Consider the following 17,703-nt stretch of genomic DNA (forward strand, 5'->3'; position numbering starts at 1 on the left):
TCACCTTGGCCTTGTCGTGGCCGTAGGGCAGCAGATCATCCGAGGAAATGCCGATCTTGGCACCAATCTCCTGAATGGGTTTCTTGTTCGCCTCACGGGCGATTTCAATGTCGGATTTGTAGCTCATTGGCTTTCGGGTTCCCTGAAAAAGATCAAGATTCTCCGCACTCAACGGCACAAGCAATCAAGAGCAGAATCAAAAACTTTCTCAAGGGTAAATAAATATTCCCATGGGTCAACCATGGATTCTCACCTAATCAAGGGAAACCGCGAACTGAAACTATAAGGCCCAAAGCTTCAGTTTAGGGTTCAGATTCTCGCATAGCGTTTTCGCCCTGCGCTTAATCCCAAAAGCCAGTCTTCAACGATGCGGCGTTCTGGGAACGTCTTATGGGACGGGGTTTGAAGAAGATAGTAGCCAGACTGCGTCCTTACAGAAGCATCAGGAATGGGACGAACCAAAGCGCCACTCTCCAGCAGTGGATCAACAAGATGAGCCCAGCCCAACGCAATCCCCAACCCGTCAACAGCGGCTTGCACCGACAGAGGATACGTATTGAACGCGACAGCCCGCTCCGTCACTGCAGTGGTAACACCATTTCCGTCAAGCCACGTCCTCCAAGTCATCCATTCCGCATGGCTACTTGTGACTTCGATCAGATCCAACTTCGGCAAATTTTCGAGGTTTGACGCATCCGGGTTGTTCTTCAAATACTCTGGGCTGCATACGGGGAAAACGGTTTCACCAAAGAGAAGGCGCGCCTCGTAGCCGGGCCAATCGCCCTCTCCGCGCAAGATCGTTAAATCCATGGCTTCTGACAAACACTCCGCATCGCTATCTGACGAAACCAATGAGATCCGAATGCGCCCGTTTGATTTGTTGAACTTACGAAGCTGTGGCATCAACCAAAGCGAAGCAACCGAATTCGTCGCTGAGATGGACACGGTATTGGCCTGATGCTTGGCCAACATATCGCGACTGACCTCCCGCATAAGATCCAAAGACCGTTCCACGGTAGCCAACAGGATAGCCCCCTGTTGAGTCAGAGACACTGACCTGTGGCCTCTTACAAACAGAGGGACATCGTAGTGCTGCTCTAGCAGGCGAACTTTGCGGCTAATTGCCGTTTCCGAAATGTTAAGCACCTTGCTCGCCTGAGCGAAACTCTGCGCCTTGGCCGCTGCTTCGAAGGCCACTAGATAGTCGAGAGGCGGAAGAATTTTTCCTGTAACAGGGGCTTTCCTAGGCATTTAGGAGCGATTTCCTGAGCTTGTTGAGTTTGCCATCAAAAACAATTGCCCGAGCCAATCGACATCCAATCAGGCAACGCCCTGTAAAGATAACGAAAAAATGCATTTGCCTCAAGAAATTTTAGGCAAAGCCCCCAAAATCTCTGTTCTGCATATTCAGTGATTCTGGGCAATATGCCGGAATTGAGGACCGGAAGAGTTCTATGATCAAAAGTGTACGCCACTCAGGGAGAAACCATGAAACTGAAAAACCTACTTTCTGCTGCAACCATGGCAGCAGTAGCGGGATCTGGGGCGATTGCCGAAGACAGCAGCGATCCTATCGTCATCCCAATTCACAACTGGTCCAGCCAGATCGTCATGTCGAACGTTGTTGGCCTGATCTTTGAAGAGATGGGTAACAATGTCGAATATGTCACCACCGACAGCCAAGCCGTTTATGAATCGGTTCGGTTGGGCGACGTGGCGCTAGAGATGGAAGTCTGGGAAGGTGCGTTTGGCGCCTCCTACCGTGCGGCACTGGAAAAGGGTGGTCTGCATGACGCGGGTGACCATGACGCAGTAACCCGTGAGGACTGGTGGTACCCGATGTGGACCAAGGAATCCTGCCCCGGTCTGCCAGATTGGAAAGCCCTGAACGATTGTGCTCATCTTTTTGCCACCCCCGAGACGGGCGACAAGGGCCGGTATCTGGATGGTCCGGTTGACTGGCTCAAGCACGGTAAAGAACGCGCCGAAGCGCTGGATCTGAACTTTACCGTGATCAACGCGGGTTCGGCCGCGGCTCTGTGGGCTGAAATCGGCGCTGCCGAGGCTGACAAGAAGCCGGTTCTGGTCTTCAACTGGACACCGAACTTTGCCGAAGCGGTCTGGCCCGGTGAATTTGTTGAATTCCCGGTGTGGGAAGATGGCTGTGACAAGGATCCTGCCAAAGGCCCGAACAAGGATGCGTTGTATGATTGTGGAAACCCGGCCAAGGGCTATCTGAAAAAGGCGGCGTGGGACGGTATGAAAGACAAGTGGCCAGCGGCATACTGCACCCTGACCAATATCTCTTTCACCAACCCGCAGATCGCCGAAATGGCCAAGCTGGTCGACACCGACGAGCTGGAGCCGGAAGATGCGGCAGCCGAGTGGCTGGACAACAACCGTAGCGTCGTCGAGCCATGGATGAGCGCCTGCAGCTGATAAGCTTGCGTTAAACAATGAAACTGGTGCGGCCTTGTTCATCCCTGGGATGCAAGGCCGTGCTCAACTGGAAAGAAAGATACTGATGTCAGCCACTCCGCCAGTCATCTCGGCCCAAAACGTTTGGAAGTTGTTCGGTGCTTCGCCAGAAAGCTATCTGAAATCCATGCCTGCCGGGCGCAGTTTCGACGACATTCGGGCGGACGGATACATTGCCGGGGTCGCGGACGTCTCGATCGAGGTCGCCCGTGGCGAGATGCTGGTTATTATGGGGTTGTCCGGATCTGGCAAGTCCACTCTGGTGCGGTGTTTTTCACGCCTGCACGACATCACAGGCGGCACGATCAAAGTCGATGGTCAGGACATTATGGGCCTGAACGAACGCGAGCTGATCGAACTGCGCCGCAACAAGATGGGGATGGTGTTTCAGTCCTTTGGGCTACTGCCGCATCGCACCGTGCTGGACAATGTGGCCTTTCCGCTGGAAATGCGCGGCCAAGATCGCCACGACCGGCGCGAACGTGCGCTGGAGGTGATAAAACTCGTCGGTCTGGAAGGCCGCGAAGAGTATTTTCCACGTGAATTGAGCGGTGGTCAGCAGCAGCGTGTCGGCATTGCTCGGTCCCTTGCGATCGAACCCGACATCTGGTTTCTGGACGAGCCGTTCTCGGCGCTGGATCCGCTTATTCGGCGCGAGATGCAGGACGAATTCCTGCGCCTGCAAGAGATGCTGGGCAAAACCATCGTCTTCATTACCCACGACTTTGACGAGGCTCTGCGCCTGGCGGATCGCATTGCGATCATGCGCAATGGCGCGGTCGAACAATGTGACACGCCCGACAAGATCGTGATGAACCCGGCCACCGAATATGTGGCCAAGTTTACAGAAGAAGTCGACAAGGCCCGCGTTGTGCACGCCAAGGGTCTTGCAAAGCCGGTCAATGGTCATGCGCTGGAAGGGGCCCCGATTGATGGCGGCGCCACGATTCATGAATTGGCGCGGGTGCTGGTCAACGACAATCGCATTCTTCTGCCCGTCGCAAACGATCAGGGCGTCGTAACGGGTGTTCTGGAACGCGAGGCTGCGTTGAACATTCTGCTCGGGGCCGACTGATGGCGACCCTGTCCACCGACATTCCGGACACCTCATCCAAGACCTGGAGCCGAGGCAGGATTTTGACCGTTCTGCTTGTTACAGCCTTTGCTCTGATCCTGGCCAAGGCTGTGGGCATATTGCCGGATTGGTTGAACCGCATTCCCGAAACGATGATCCCGCCAACGGCGCAAGTTCTGGATGCTGTCTTTAGCTTTATCCAAAATGACCTGGGCCTGATCCATGTCACCCGTTTCATCGCCGAAGGCCCGTTGGAGTTTCTTTTGGATACATCGGCCAACCTTCTCGAAGGCAAGCGCCGCTGGCCGCATTTGGGCCCGATCCCATGGTCGGCCATTGCTGCCGTTGCCGGGGTTGTTGGCTACGCCGTCGGAGGGTGGAGGCTGGCCGCATTGGGCGCGGGTACCTTCATCTGGACAGCCGCAATCGGTCAGTGGAAAATCGCAATGCAGACAATGTCCGTCATCGTGGTTGCCGCACCGTTGGCCTTTTTGCTGGGTTTGGTTCTTGGCATCGCCGCCTGGAAGCATCGCGGGTTTGAGCGGATGCTGAAGCCCATCCTGTCGGTGCTGCAAACCCTGCCCTTCTTCACCTACCTTTTGCCGGCCGTGATCTTTTTCAAGGTCGGGCCGACGGCCGGGGCCGTCGCAACCATCACCTTTGCGATCCCGCCGATGATCCTTATGACCACCCTGGGTCTGAAAAAAGTCAGCCCCGAGGTCGTCGAGGCCGGACAGATGTCAGGCTGTACCCGCTGGCAGATGTTGCGCCATGTCTATGTGCCGGCCGCACGCACCGAAATTCTGGTTGGGGTCAATCAGGTGATCATGCTGTGTCTGGCCATGGTTGTTCTGACCGCCTTTATCGGGATGCCCGGTCTTGGGGCCAAACTGCTTGCCATGATGGGCAGCTTTAAACTGGGCCGGTCGTTCGAAATTGGCGTCACGATTGTTTTGCTGGCCGTGACGCTGGACCGGATGTCCAAGGCTTGGGTTGTCAAACAGCCCGTGCATTTTGAACGGGGCACGCCGTGGTGGAAGCGCCATCAGATCTCATTGATCGGGTTGGGCTTGTTTGTTGGCTTTATCCTGATCGCGCAGATCTTCCCGATCTTGGCCGAGGTTGGACGAAAACAGCACCTTAGCCAGGGCAAGGAAATCGATGTCGCGATCAAGTCGGTCCTAGCCATCGACGCCATCAAAGGCACAACTGAATGGTTGCGCTGGTTCCTGAACGTCAAGGTTCTGATCCCGTTCCGCAACACGCTGCTGGCAATTCCAACGCCTGCGTTCATCCTGATGGTCGTTGCCTTTGCCTATTGGGTCGGCGGTCGCAAACCCGGTATCTATGCTGCGATCTTTTTCACCATCGTTGCCTTTTCTGGCTGGTGGGACCGCTCGGTGATCACGCTGTATACGGTGATCTCCGCTGTGGCACTGGCCACGATGATTGGCATTCCGCTCGGTGTCGTCGCCGCCCGGTCCTCGCGCTGGTCCAAGAATATTCTGTTGGCCTGCGACACAGCCCAGACCTTTCCCAGCTTCATCTACCTGATCCCCGCAATCATGCTGTTTGGGGTCAACGATGTGGCGGTTGTTTTCTCGATCCTGATCTTCGCCGCCGTCCCGCTGATCCGCTACACGATCATCGGCCTGAGCAGCGTTCCACCCGAGATGACCGAAGCTGCCGACATGTCCGGCTCAACCCGCCGACAAAAGCTCTTTTCGGTGCAGTTCCCGCTAGCCCTGCCGACAATGGCAGTTGGATTCAACCAGGCCATCATGTTCGCTTTCTTCATGGTCATCATCGCTGCCTTTATCGGTACCCAGGACCTAGGGCAGGAATTGCAGCGCACGCTTGCGGGCACCGAACTTGGTAAGAACTTTGTCCTTGGCCTCAACGTCTCGCTGATGGCGTTGACCTTTGACATGGCGATCAGCAGTTGGGCCGAGCAGCGCAAAAAACGTCTGGGGCTTGATTGATATGGGTCAGCTCGACGCCGCACGCACTGTTGCCCGATTTGACGACCCTGGCTTTATCCGGACTGAGATGGATGGTCTGTCAGACGCGCAAGTCTGGTGGAAAAACATCAGCTTTGACAAGACCACTGGGCGGGGCAGCTATCTGATGAAAATGGCACCGGGAACTAGATCCAACCCGCATACCCATACCGGAACTGAAGAATTCTTTGTCCTCGAAGAGGATCTGACTGATCATGACGGGTTCAGTTATCGCAGCGGTGACTTCGTCAGCCTAGCTGCCGGATCCAGCCATTTCTCCCGTACCAAAACGGGCTGTCTTTTGGTGGTCACCCACCACGGTGCAACCAAAGCCATCGACGAGAGTGAACTATGACTGTGAAACCGGTTTTCGAGGTTCCGTTTGAGCGCAGCGGCGTTCTGGCCCCGGGTCTGCCAATCCTGCCCCACGGGACAGAGCGCCACCCTGTGCCCGGAGCAGGGTCGCGCGCGGTTCCCATTTCCAAGGGCGATACAATCTCGCTGCTGGATCGGGATGGCATGCAGCCGGCCGAGATGGTGTTTTTTGCCCCCGACCGCAGTTCCGATGCGGCCATGTTGGGTGCGCAGGGACATGGGCGCCCCGATGGGCTGATTGCCACGTTGGCGAACGGGTCACCGTCCGGTAAAAAGGTTCTGCGCGCACTGGAGGTTTCCGGATTCGATATCGGTCAGGGCGACGCGATCCGTGCTTTCACAGATGGATCGCGCCCCGGCGATATGGTCAGCTTTGTTGCTGAAAGCGACGGCCTTCTTCTTGTCGCTGCACCAGGTGAAGCGATGCGCCCGGAAAACAACAACCCGCCGACCGACATAATTCTATACATACAACGTTTCGCACCGGGTCTGGAAAAGCCTAATGTCGGCCCTCCGGATCCGCTTGCCGACCCCCTAAAGGACATCAATGTCCAACCTGGGAATGCCCGCTCCTACGAAGTGAAGGCCGGAGAATTCATTCAGATCGTGGACGTCAAGGGACGCGAAAGTTCAGACTTTCAGGCTTTCAGCCGTCGCGCCTTGGACAAGGGGATCGAACGCGAGATCGATCCGACAACCACCCGCAGCCTGATGGGCAACCTTTATCCGCAGCCTGGAATATTCTCGAAATACTGGTCGGTTGATCAGGAACCACTGGTTGAGATCATTCAGGACACCTGCGGACGCCATGACACCTTTGGATTGGCCTGTACCGCACGGTACTACGAGGATCTTGGATATCCAGGTCATGTGAACTGCTCGGACAATATCAACAAGGATCTGGATCAGTACGGTATCAACCCGCGTGGTGGCTGGCAGGCGATCAACTTCTTTTTCAACACGATGCTGGACGACACCAATGCCATCGGCATGGACGATCCGTGGTCGCGGCCGGGCGATTTTGTCTTGTTGCGCGCGTTGACCGATCTGGTCTGCGTCAGCACCGGATGCCCCTGTGACATTGACCCGGCCAACGGCTGGAACCCGACCGACATTCAGGTGCGCACCTACAAAGCGACCGAGGATTTCAAACGATCCTACGGCTATAGAAAATCTGCGGAGGCGGATGTGGAAGAAACCAAGAAAACAGCATTTCACGACTGCTTTGCACGTCACACCCGGGATTTCATCGAATACAACGGCTATTGGCTGCCCAACACGATGACCAACCACGGTGCGATTGCCGAGTACTGGGCCTGCCGGGACAAGGTCGCCGTGATGGATCTGAGCCCGCTGCGCAAGTATGAGGTCGTGGGGCCGGACGCCGAAGAGCTGATACAGCTTTGTGTCACTCGTAACATGAAAAAGCTGAGTGTGGGTCAGGTCGTCTATACCGCCATGTGTTACGAGCACGGCGGAATGATTGACGACGGCACAGTCTATCGCTTGGGCGAGACGAATTTCCGTTGGATTGGCGGCAACGACACCAGCGGGTTGTGGCTGCAGGAACAGGCGCAAAGACGCAATCTGAATGCTTGGGTGCGCAATTCGACCGATCAGCTGCACAACATCGCGGTTCAGGGACGGTTCAGCCGCGAAATCCTGTCCAAAATCTTCTGGACCCCTCCGCAGCAGCCGACCATCGACGAATTGCCCTGGTTCCGACTGACCATTGCGCGTGTCGGGGATGTGGCGGGCACGTCCGTCGTTATCTCGCGCACCGGATACTCAGGTGAACTGGGATACGAAATATTCTGTCATCCGAAGGACGCCGTCGAAATCTTTGATCGTGTTTGGGAAGTCGGCCAAGACTATGGAATCACGCCGCTTGGCCTGGCAGCCTTGGACATGCTGCGGATCGAGGGGGGATTGATCTTTGCTGGCTCCGAATTTGACGATCAGACCGACCCCTATGAGGCCGGTATCGGCTTTACCGTGCCGCTGAAGTCAAAGACGGACGACTTTACCGGGCGAACCGCAATCGAAGAGCGCAAGGCCCACCCTCACCGCAAGCTTGTCGGGTTTGAGATCCAAGGAGGAACAATCCCTTCTGCAGGGGATTGCGTTCGTATTGGCAAGGCACAAGTTGGAGAAATCACCAGTGCAATGAAATCTCCCATACTGGGCAAAGTCATTGCTTTGGGGCGGGTTGCAACCACCCATGCTGTTGTTGGCACGGACATCGAGATTGGACAGTTGGACGGCCAGCAAAAACGACTGAAGGCCAAGATTGTGGCATTCCCGCACTTTGATCCCACGAAGGAGCGCGTAAAGGGAAAATATCCTGACGCAAACGTTCCAAACGCAGCGGAATAAAAGCCGCAATCGGCTTCCGCATGGGGCGTTTTCTACATGCCAAAAATACGACTGAAATTGCTGCTTTTGACTCTGCTTTCGAGCGTTCTTGCGACCTACTCTCAAGAAGTAATTGCTGCGGATTGCAGCCGTGTCCAAGAGGTTGAACGCTACTTAGTTTCAGATCGAGCTCCGACTGGGTCGCATTGTGAACGATACACAGGTCTTCAAAGCTCGGTCGGAGTATCGTGCTTTTGGGAATATCAGTTCAGAAGTGTAGAAGCGGACGAGTTTTTTGAACGAGCTTGGTTTGAGGTAACAAACTGCCGACACGGTGAAGCCTTTCTCGGGCAAAAAGGGGTGAATCATCCAGACAGCTATCAACAACGGAAGTTGCTGACAGACCTTGGAACCTATCGAGTGACAAGAAAAGACAAAGGCTCGGAAAATCGCACTTTGATCTTCTTGAGTTACGAGAAAGCTGGCACTTAAAATAGTTCAAAACTGCAATTAAACCTCAAGTCTCAGCCATTCGTTGGACGAGGAAGAGGAAAACTAATTGGCAAGCGCCAAACCTATTTCAAAAAATCAATTAATTTCCAGATGACAACTAGCTGAGCCTACTAGCTAACAAAAAAACGGCGTCCGCATGCCGAGATGTCGGGAACAAGCCAACATGCTTCTGGAGAAGGCAAATTGGCCGAATGGAGTGCGCCCAACTTAACCATGCTGGTCCGCAACTTACCCCTTTGGGTCCTTTCCGGGATCTGCTGCACTGGGGTAATTCGCGCCCCGATCAGTTTGGGCCTGATTTTTGCTTTGGGGGTTTCTGTTTCGGTTGTTGTTGGTCTTCTCGTTTGCAGAGCCGGTCGGGAAGGCTAACCCCACCTTCCCTACACGAGCTCTGACCTACGCGTCGTTCAATGATGGCGTGTATCTCAAAAATCGAGCACCCTCACTGCAAACCGCGTGGGGAACCTTCTTTTTCACAGCTGTCGAATTGGAGAAAAAAACCACCTTGAAAGAAGGAATCTGTAGCAAATCTCAGGGAATAACGCACCTCGAAGAAGCAGTGGTTACAAAGCCAATATCTGCCTTGCGCAGATAGTGTCCTTTGCAAAGTTGCTGCGACTGCAACCAGGCGCACCACGCAAACGGCCCTAAGCGGACCTTCGACCTTGGCGAAGCTAAGCTCTGTTCCGAGCCCTTAGCTGCCGATTGAGATCGGCCCTCGCGAATGCTTCTTTAGGTGGTGAAGCAGACGTCAGGTATCTGATCTGGGAAGGTTAGCCTTCTCATTTTGGCTTTCCAGTGTTTTAGTCAGCTTCGAGCCATTCTGGAGCAGCCTATGACGAGAAAAGAAACCGCCCTTTCTTTGTTAGTTATGTCTTTGGCAATCGCAATACCGTCGACCTCGATGGCGAACCAGTGCGAGAGCGCCAGTTTTTCACCCATGCCTAACGTTGCTCTTATGGTCGTCGCCCTTGAAGAAACGCCGAAGCCACACTGCCGGGTCGTTGGGGTCATCGGTACTGAAACAGAGTTCGAGCTGCTTCTGCCAGATGACTGGAACGGAAAGTTCATAATGGGCGGCAGCGGAGGTTTTGCGGGAAACTTTGACAACGCTGCCGAGGGATACTGGGGGGTTGTCGAAAACGGATGGGCGACTGTTTCGACCGATACAGGGCACAAAGGAAGCAACGTGAGCGCTGTCTGGGCGCTCAACAATCTCGAACGGCAGGTGTCGTTCGGGTTCCAAGCTGTGCACCGAACGGCAGTAACAGCTAAGGCGTTGATTTCAGAATATTACGGGTCCGAAAGCCAGCGCGACCTCTTCTTTGGGTGCTCTCGTGGCGGCGGACAGGCATTGATGGCAGCACAGCGGTCACCTGATGTGTTCGACGGCATTTACGCTGGGGCCCCAGCCTATTCCTGGACGAAGGAAATGGCTGGCCGATGGACCCACGACGCCCAGATAATGTACCCCGATCCGAACCAGATCACGACGCCAGTGATAGATGCCGATGCCCTTGTTGTCCTTGGGGGTGCGATCATGGATCATTGTGATGCACTGGACGGGCTTGAAGACGGGATTCTGAATGATCCAAGACAGTGTGACTTCGATGTCTCGACACTGACCTGCGGCGAAGGTCAAACCAACCAATGCCTCAGCCTGGAACAGGTAGCAGCAGCCAAAGCCATATACGGCGACGCGGAATTCGGCGGCTCCTTCTGGCCCGGGACGCCAATGGGAGCGGAATTGCCGGGCAATCCGCTTGGCTGGGCGACATGGATCACCGGAGGCTACGTGGATGGCGCCGACATCGATTTCCATCCGGGTTCGGAGGAGAGTGCGTTTGAAAGCCCAAAGATCCCGAACGCGCGTTGGGGATTTGCGACGGAGTTGATGAAATATTTCTTCTACGGCAACCCGGACTGGACCTACGAAGGTTACGATTTCTCGGAATTCGCGCACCACGCGGCACGCCTCAGTCCGACAATCGACGCGGACAATCCCGACCTTTCTGAATTCCGGGCCAACGGCGGCAAACTCATCATCGACAACGGCTGGATGGACGGTTCGCTCACAGCCTACGGCACAATCGCCTACTACGAGAGCGTGCTGGAATTCGACCCGACCGCCCTTGATGACGTGCGGTTGTTTGTCCGTCCCGGCGTCACTCATTGTCGTGGCGGTCCAGGTCCGGACGGCACCGACTATATTGCTGCGCTGGAAGACTGGCTGGACACGGGCGTGGCACCCGACCAGCTTGACGCGCCTTACGCCTCGCCTGCGCCGGGTCGCCCTCCCACCGGACAAGGCGGACGGATCATCTGCGCGCACCCCGGTGTCGTGACCTACAATGGCAGCGGTGCCCCGAACGACCCGATGAGCTTCAGTTGCCGAGTTCCGCAATAGGCATTCAACTGGTAGGCTCAAAATGCACCGTAATCGTGCCAGAAACCCACTGCCCAACGTTTGGGATGAACGTCGTTGATGAATGAGTTTTCCGCGAGATTGCTGACGCTGCGATCGCTCTTTCTGGCGATGGCATCGGTGCAGCTTGTGACCGCCGCGTCGGGAACTCTGGTGGCGCTATACTTCGCCGAAACCGGCGCGTCACAGGAAGTTGCAGCACTCGCTCCGGCAGCTTATTCGCTCGGGTTCCTTATTGGGTGTTTTTACATCGCGGGGTGGATAACCAAGGTCGGCCACATCCGCTCCTTCGCCGCAGGCGCGGCCATCTGCATCGGCTCGACCCTGATCTTCGCGCTCAGCGAGCCCGTTCCGGTTCTGCTGTTCGTCAGGTTCGCGACCGGTGTTGCTACGGCCGGATTGTTCGCTCTGGGCGACGCGTGGATCAGCGTCTCTGCCGAGAAGGCCAGTCGCGGGCGGCTTCTGGCGGTTTATGCGACCGTGCTCGGCGTGATGTCCGTCGGCAGCCAACTTATGATCCAAGTTTTGCCCGCAGACTTGAACGAAGCCTTCATCGTGGTTTCGCTGCTCTATTGCGTTGCAATTGTCGTGCTGACCGCCGCGCGATCTGACCCTCCTACCGTCCAGTCCAGCGCCAACGTGCGGATCCGGGGGTTGTTCAAGGACTCGCCCACTGCTTGGGTCGGAGCCTTCACGGTCGGAATGGTCGCAACGACATTGCTCAACGTTACACCCTACAGAGCCGCCACTTTCGGGATCAGCACCAAGGAAATCGCTCTCCTGATTGGAGCACTGTATCTCGGACGGATTCTCTTCATGTACCCTCTCGGGTGGGCATCCGACCGCCACGACCGGCGGGTCATCATTCTGATCAACGGAGTGATCGCCTCAGCCCTGCTTTTATATTTCTCGATAGTTGGCAGCGGTGACGGGTCGGCTTATCACGCGATTTTCGGAACAATCTGGCATTCGGTATTCCTCGGCCTCATGGTGATCCTGGGTGCAGCCTTGCTGACAATGTATTCGCTTCTCGTCGCACACGCGATGGACCGAACGCCCCCCGTCTATGTCGCTGCAGCCTCAGTGACGATGCTTTTTGTCACGACTGCCGGAGGTATTGCAGGCCCGTTAGTTGCCAGCCTTGTTTCAGTGGTCTTCGAGGATTCTGCGTTGCACTGGGCGCTGTTCCTCATGATGGCTGGCTTCACGGTGTTCGTGAGCATCAGATTCGCAAAACGCGACGCCACTTCGCCAGCCGAGAAAACCAGTCACGTTGTGGCGGGAACGACCAGTACCGAGGTCGCGCCAGACAACAAAAGGTAGGGGAAGATACATGGCGCATGGGGAAGAAAACGGGCTGCTCTTGGATTGACCGATAGCGCTGAGTTGGCTGACGTTGGGCATCGGTCGGCTTGCAACTCTATTTGAAGCGGATCTTGCTTGAGCTACCGTGGATTACGGCTAGCCGACGCTGGTTGAGAGAAATCAAAGACTGGAGGCAGTCCGCAGCACAGGATCTGTTTGCTTGGATCTTGTGGGTCGGCGTTTCAACATTTTCGGCATGGACCCGCTGAAAGGAATAGGGCCTTTGCCGCTTCTAGGCATGTAGGGAACTGCTGAGCAGCATCGGCAGTTTTACGTGGCAAGCCACTCTTGCATCACAACGACATCACAACGGTTTATCACAACATAAAATCGGGTCGTTAAGAACCGGATAACCTATTGAAAAGATAGTGGTGCCCAAGGAGAGACTCGAACTCTCACGCCCGTGAAGGCGGGGGATTTTGAATCCCCTGCGTCTACCATTCCGCCACTTGGGCCACTTCGCATTGAATTAGCCGTGTTGTTCGGGAAGGTCCAGAGGCAAAAAGCTGCAAACCGCCAAGAAGTTCCAATCGCTACCGCTTGACCCCGCAGTGCGATCATGTTCTCCCAACACTCGGACACAGAGCAAGAGTTGACGACCATCATGCTGCAACGCCTGTACGACAAGACGATTGCTCTGGCGGAACATCCGCAGGCCCTGTGGGTGCTGGCCGGTGTGGCCTTTATCGAAAGCTCGTTTTTTCCGATCCCGCCCGATGTGCTGATGATCCCGATGATTCTGGCCCGTCCCAATCGGGCGTTTCTGATCGCGACCGTGGCCCTGGTGGCTTCGGTTCTGGGGGGTATGCTGGGCTATGCCATCGGTGCGTTGTTTTATGAGAGTATTGGGCAGCCCATCCTGGCCGCCATGGGCAAGGCCGAAGCAATGGAAGCTTTCAACACCAAGTTCAACGATTTCGGGTTCTGGGCTGTTCTGACGGCAGGTGTCACTCCGTTTCCTTACAAGGTCATCACCATCATGTCGGGCTGGACCGGCATGCCGATTGGCACTTTCATTGCCACCTCGATCCTGGCGCGCGCGCTGCGGTTCTTTCTTGTCGCGGGCCTTTTGTGGGCCTTTGGCGCCCCGATCCGCGAATTCATCGAAAAGCGGTTGGGGCTGATGTTCACCCTTTTCATCGTCCTCCTGATCGGAGGCTTTGCCGTGGTAAAATTCCTATGAGCACACGCACAAACCTGATCCTGACCGCCGCCGCCGGGTCGGCCGCCATGCTGCTTGGCGCCTGGGGGTTCCAATACATCGGTGAGATGGCGCCCTGCAAAATGTGCTACTGGCAGCGCTACCCGCACGCCGCCGCGTTTGTGATCGGCATTCTGGCCATATTCACGCCGGGCCGGTGGTTGCCTTTGCTCGGTGGACTTGCTGCGCTTGCGACCTCGGGCATTGGGTTCTATCACACCGGCGTCGAGCGCGGCTGGTGGGAAGGTCCGTCAACCTGCACATCTGGTCCCATCGGCGGGCTGACCCCCGAACAGTTGATGGAACAGATCATGACCGCCCCCCTCACCCGCTGTGACGAGGTTCCGTGGGAGCTGTTCACCCTGTCCATGGCCAGCTGGAACGCGCTGATCTCGCTGGGTCTGGCGGCGATCTGGTTCGCGGCGGCGCGCGCGTCGCGCTAAGTCGATTTCTTGGTCGACAGCAGCAGATTGGTTTCGCTGGTCTGCACGCCTTCGAACATGCGAATCTTGGCCAGCGCCTGATCCAGCTCTTCCAGCGTTTCGGTGCCCAGTTCCACGATCAGGTCCCAGCGACCATTGGTCGAATGAACCGCCCGCACCTCTTTCAATCCCTGAAGCGCGCGGGTGATCCGGTTGGTTCCGCGCCCCTCGATCCCGATCATCATCAGGCCGCGCACCGGGTCGCGCAGCACATCCTCTTTCAGGACCACGGTGAACCCCAACACATCGCCACGCTGAATCAGCCGTTCGATGCGCGCCCGGACGGTTGTACGGGACAGGTTGAGCTGCAGCGCCAAATCCGACAAAGAGGCCCGCGCATCATGACGCAGGGCCGCAACCAACCGCTCATCCGTTTTGTCCATTTAGGAACTCCATTTCGACCATATTGACGTCACTTTGATCAAATTTACCTCTGTATTTCAACCCATTTCGATCAGAAATTGGAAGAAACACTGATTTTCGAGGTTTCTCATGAACGCCAAACACTGCATTCTGATCGGGGCACCGGTCGACAGCGGCAAGCGTCGTGCGGGGTGCCTGATGGGCCCTGATGCCTATCGCACTGCTGGCCTGGCCGAGGCGCTGACCGATCTGGGTCACACGGTCGAGGATCTGGGCAATCTGACGCCTGCGTCCCATCCGACAGAACCGGGTGACTCCCATCTGCACCAGCCCAGCAAGACCGTCGGCTGGACGCATCGCCTGATCCGCACCGCCGAAGAAACCATGCCGCGCGGCCTGCCCATCTTTCTGGGCGGCGATCACGCGCTCGCCCTGGGCAGTGTCGCAGGTGTAGCCAATCACGCGGCCAAAGAAGAGCGCCCCCTGTTCGTGCTCTGGCTGGACGCGCACAGCGACTTTCACACCCCGGAAACCTCAGGCTCAGGCAATCTGCATGGAACACCCCTGGGGTATGTGACCGGTCGAGGCGGTTTCGCCGGCTTCCCGGTGGTCACCAATCCGGTGCCACAGGAAAACATCTGCATCATCGGCTTGCGCTCGGTCGACAACGCTGAACGCGACGCGTTGCAGAACAGTCAGATCCGGTTCCACGACATGCGCGAGATCGACGAAAGCGGCATTGCCAAGCCCCTCGCGGCCTTTTTGGAAACCGTGGCCGAACACAATGGCCTTCTGCATGTCTCGCTGGACGTGGATTTCCTGGACCCCTCGATCGCGCCTGCCGTTGGCACCACGGTTCCGGGCGGCGCGACCATCCGCGAGGGGCACCTGGCGATGGAGATGATTTGTGACAGCGGGCTGATGACCTCTCTGGATCTGGTTGAATTGAACCCATTCCTGGACGAGCGCGGCCGCACCGCGCAAGTCATGGTCGATCTGGCTGCGTCTTCGCTGGGACGTCGGGTCTTTGACCGCCCCACCCGGAGCTTTCTATGAACCTGCTGCAAGCCCCCCAATCGGTCGTCATGATCCGGCCTCATGCGTTCTGTTCGAACCCGGAATCCCAAGGGGACAACGCGTTTCAGACCGCAACACCCAAGGATGTCTCACAAAAGGCGCGCGACGAGTTTGACACCGCCGTAAGCACCCTGCGCAGCCACGGCGTCGACGTGAACGTGTTCGAAGATTTCGGAACCCGACACACGCCCGACAGCGTGTTCCCGAACAACTGGTTCTCCACCCATGCGGGTGGCCATGTGGCGCTCTATCCCATGTTTGCCAAAAACCGCCAACGCGAGCGGCGTTCGGATGTGATCGACATGCTGAAGCGCGATTTTCGCGTTTCGGACGTGATCGATTACAGCGGGTTGGAACACGATGGCCTGGCGCTTGAGGGGACCGGCGCCATGGTGCTGGACCACAGCGGCCGTATCGCCTTTGTCGCCAAGTCCAACCGCGCCGACCCGGTGGTGCTGGAGCGGTTCTGTACCCATTTCAACTATGAACCCATCGCATTCGACGCGCTGGATGCCACTGGGCGGGCGGTCTATCACACCAACGTTCTGATGGGCATCGGCACTGAATTTGCCCTGGTCGGCCTTGATCTGATCCCAGACGCGGACCGCAGACAGACCGTTGTCGATCGGTTGGCGGAAACCGGACGCGAGGTTATTGCCCTGACGCCTTGGCAGATCGAAAACTTTGCAGGCAACGCCATCGAACTGACCGGGAACAGCCGCATTCTGGCGCTGTCGTCACGCGCGCTGGATGCGCTGCGCCCCGAGCAGATCGACGTCATCGAACGCTCGGCAACGCCTGTGCCCCTGTCCATCCCAACACTCGAGAGCGCCGGCGGCTCGGTCCGTTGCATGATCGCTGGCATCCACCTGACCCGCCGCCCCGAAAGGAACGCCGCATGACCCCCTCTGAGAAAGCCCTGGTGCCCTTCGTCTCGGTCGACCACATGATGCAACTGATCCACCAGATCGGACTGGAGCCGATGCTGCGTGGCATCGCCGACTATATCGAGGCCGACTTTCATCGCTGGGAACTGTTCGACAAGACCCCCCGCGTTGCCAGCCATTCGACCGAAGGCGTGATCGAGTTGATGCCAACCTCGGACGGTGAGGTCTATGGGTTCAAATACGTCAACGGTCACCCCAAGAACACCAAGGAAGGCTTGCAGACGGTCACCGCCTTTGGACTTTTGGCTGACGTTGCAACAGGTTATCCGGTGCTCTTGAGCGAAATGACCATGCTGACGGCGCTGCGCACGGCGGCGACCTCGGCCATGGTGGCCAAGCATCTGGCGCCCAAAGGGTCGGACACAATGGCGATGATCGGCAACGGCGCGCAATCCGAATTTCAGACGTTGGCGATGAAAGCCATCTGTGGTCTGAAATCCGTCCGCCTTTACGACGTCGACCCAGCTGCAACCCGCAAATGCGCCGCCAATCTGGCCGCGCATGGGATCGAGGTGGTTTCTTGCACCTCCCCCGAAGAGGCCATTCAGAGCGCTCAGATCCTGACAACCTGCACCGCCGACAAGCAATATGCCACGATCCTCAGCGACAACATGGTCGGCAGTGGTGTGCACATCAACGCCATTGGCGGCGATTGCCCGGGCAAGACAGAACTGGCCGCAGGTATCCTGCAACGCTCGGACATTTTCGTCGAATACCCGCCTCAGACGCGGATCGAGGGCGAGATTCAACAATTGGACGACGATCACCCCGTGATCGAATTCTGGCAGGTCGTCACCGGCCAGCACCAGGGCCGCACATCCGACCGTCAGATCACCCTCTTCGACAGCGTGGGTTTCGCGATCGAGGATTTCAGCGCCCTGCGCTACGTCCGCGACCAACTGGAACAAACCGGTCTGTACCATGCGCTTGATTTGTTGGCCGATCCGGACGATCCGCGTGATCTGTTTGGCATGCTTCAACGCGCCGCGCCAAACTGAGGCATCACCAAGTTCTTCTTGGTGAAACTACGGTGGCGGGGGCAGCGCC

16 protein-coding genes and 1 tRNA gene are annotated in these 17,703 nt (G+C 56.8%); 12 read left to right on the forward strand and 5 right to left on the reverse strand.

The features are described 5' to 3' along the window. Both TRM7615_RS14030 and TRM7615_RS14035 read right to left on the reverse strand, forming a co-directional pair. A partial coding sequence (locus TRM7615_RS14030) for a formate--tetrahydrofolate ligase (protein WP_125133658.1) occupies nucleotides 1-127 on the reverse strand: 127 nt, incomplete at its 3' end. Nucleotides 128-309: 182 nt separating this feature from the next. Beyond that, the gene (locus TRM7615_RS14035; RefSeq protein WP_108788608.1) at nucleotides 310-1,251 is read right to left on the reverse strand and encodes a LysR substrate-binding domain-containing protein; all 942 of its coding nucleotides are present in this window, start codon (nucleotides 1,249-1,251) and stop codon (nucleotides 310-312) included. A gap of 237 nt (nucleotides 1,252-1,488) precedes the next feature. On the opposite strand from TRM7615_RS14035, the gene TRM7615_RS14040 reads away from it, so the two are divergent. The 5 genes from TRM7615_RS14040 to TRM7615_RS14060 all read left to right on the forward strand — a co-directional run bounded on the left by TRM7615_RS14040 (nucleotide 1,489) and on the right by TRM7615_RS14060 (nucleotide 8,304). Further along, entirely contained in the window at nucleotides 1,489-2,439 is a 951-nt protein-coding gene (locus tag TRM7615_RS14040; RefSeq protein ID WP_108788610.1) for an ABC transporter substrate-binding protein, read from the forward strand. Between the two features lie 85 nt (nucleotides 2,440-2,524). Next, the gene (locus tag TRM7615_RS14045; RefSeq protein ID WP_108789082.1) at nucleotides 2,525-3,553 is read left to right on the forward strand and encodes a quaternary amine ABC transporter ATP-binding protein; all 1,029 of its coding nucleotides are present in this window, start codon (nucleotides 2,525-2,527) and stop codon (nucleotides 3,551-3,553) included. After that, nucleotides 3,553-5,535 (forward strand): ABC transporter permease, encoded by a 1,983-nt coding sequence (locus TRM7615_RS14050; RefSeq protein WP_108788612.1) that lies wholly within the window; start codon nucleotides 3,553-3,555, stop codon nucleotides 5,533-5,535. The genes TRM7615_RS14045 and TRM7615_RS14050 overlap by 1 nt, the downstream gene beginning before the upstream one ends. Nucleotide 5,536: 1 nt before the next feature. Further along, nucleotides 5,537-5,908 (forward strand): cupin domain-containing protein, encoded by a 372-nt coding sequence (locus TRM7615_RS14055; protein ID WP_108788614.1) that lies wholly within the window; start codon nucleotides 5,537-5,539, stop codon nucleotides 5,906-5,908. Beyond that, nucleotides 5,905-8,304 (forward strand): trimethylamine N-oxide demethylase, encoded by a 2,400-nt coding sequence (locus tag TRM7615_RS14060; RefSeq protein WP_108788616.1) that lies wholly within the window; start codon nucleotides 5,905-5,907, stop codon nucleotides 8,302-8,304. The genes TRM7615_RS14055 and TRM7615_RS14060 overlap by 4 nt, the downstream gene beginning before the upstream one ends. 1,299 nt (nucleotides 8,305-9,603) lie before the next feature. Here TRM7615_RS14060 and TRM7615_RS26120 read toward each other — a convergent pair. Then, nucleotides 9,604-9,738, reverse strand: coding sequence for a hypothetical protein (locus tag TRM7615_RS26120; RefSeq protein WP_268877556.1), 135 nt, complete (start codon nucleotides 9,736-9,738; stop codon nucleotides 9,604-9,606). Here TRM7615_RS26120 and TRM7615_RS14065 point away from each other — a divergent pair. Then, nucleotides 9,737-11,203: a tannase/feruloyl esterase family alpha/beta hydrolase gene (locus tag TRM7615_RS14065; protein ID WP_165821439.1), complete on the forward strand. Its 1,467-nt coding sequence runs from the start codon at nucleotides 9,737-9,739 to the stop codon at nucleotides 11,201-11,203. The two genes, TRM7615_RS26120 and TRM7615_RS14065, sit on opposite strands and share 2 nt — an antisense overlap. 78 nt (nucleotides 11,204-11,281) lie before the next feature. Continuing rightward, on the forward strand, nucleotides 11,282-12,544 hold the full coding sequence (locus TRM7615_RS14070; RefSeq protein ID WP_108788620.1) for an MFS transporter: 1,263 nt from the start codon (nucleotides 11,282-11,284) through the stop codon (nucleotides 12,542-12,544). A 411-nt stretch (nucleotides 12,545-12,955) separates the two neighbouring features. Here the strand turns inward: TRM7615_RS14070 and TRM7615_RS14075 are convergent. Then, nucleotides 12,956-13,041: transfer RNA gene (locus tag TRM7615_RS14075), tRNA-Leu, on the reverse strand. Nucleotides 13,042-13,190: 149 nt separating this feature from the next. On the opposite strand from TRM7615_RS14075, the gene TRM7615_RS14080 reads away from it, so the two are divergent. Both TRM7615_RS14080 and TRM7615_RS14085 read left to right on the forward strand, forming a co-directional pair. Next, a complete protein-coding gene (locus TRM7615_RS14080; protein ID WP_108789084.1) occupies nucleotides 13,191-13,769 on the forward strand; it encodes a YqaA family protein in 579 nt (192 codons plus the stop codon). After that, the gene (locus TRM7615_RS14085) at nucleotides 13,766-14,230 is read left to right on the forward strand and encodes a disulfide bond formation protein B (protein WP_108788622.1); all 465 of its coding nucleotides are present in this window, start codon (nucleotides 13,766-13,768) and stop codon (nucleotides 14,228-14,230) included. The genes TRM7615_RS14080 and TRM7615_RS14085 overlap by 4 nt, the downstream gene beginning before the upstream one ends. Here the strand turns inward: TRM7615_RS14085 and TRM7615_RS14090 are convergent. Further along, nucleotides 14,227-14,652 carry an Lrp/AsnC family transcriptional regulator gene (locus TRM7615_RS14090; protein ID WP_108788624.1) on the reverse strand — a complete coding sequence of 142 codons (426 nt, stop codon included), beginning with the start codon at nucleotides 14,650-14,652 and terminating at the stop codon, nucleotides 14,227-14,229. The genes TRM7615_RS14085 and TRM7615_RS14090 overlap by 4 nt on opposite strands. A 109-nt stretch (nucleotides 14,653-14,761) precedes the next feature. On the opposite strand from TRM7615_RS14090, the gene rocF reads away from it, so the two are divergent. The 3 genes from rocF to ocd are packed head-to-tail and all read left to right on the forward strand — an operon-like array spanning nucleotide 14,762 to nucleotide 17,654. After that, complete coding sequence (gene rocF / locus TRM7615_RS14095) at nucleotides 14,762-15,688, forward strand: arginase (protein ID WP_108788626.1); 927 nt, start codon at nucleotides 14,762-14,764, stop codon at nucleotides 15,686-15,688. Then, nucleotides 15,685-16,611, forward strand: coding sequence for a citrulline utilization hydrolase CtlX (gene ctlX / locus TRM7615_RS14100; RefSeq protein ID WP_108788628.1), 927 nt, complete (start codon nucleotides 15,685-15,687; stop codon nucleotides 16,609-16,611). The genes rocF and ctlX overlap by 4 nt, the downstream gene beginning before the upstream one ends. Then, the gene (gene ocd / locus TRM7615_RS14105; protein WP_108788630.1) at nucleotides 16,608-17,654 is read left to right on the forward strand and encodes an ornithine cyclodeaminase; all 1,047 of its coding nucleotides are present in this window, start codon (nucleotides 16,608-16,610) and stop codon (nucleotides 17,652-17,654) included. The genes ctlX and ocd overlap by 4 nt, the downstream gene beginning before the upstream one ends. Nucleotides 17,655-17,703: the final 49 nt, after the last annotated feature.

The sequence above is a fragment of the Falsiruegeria mediterranea M17 genome, from assembly GCF_900302455.1.
Lineage (GTDB): Bacteria > Pseudomonadota > Alphaproteobacteria > Rhodobacterales > Rhodobacteraceae > Falsiruegeria > Falsiruegeria mediterranea.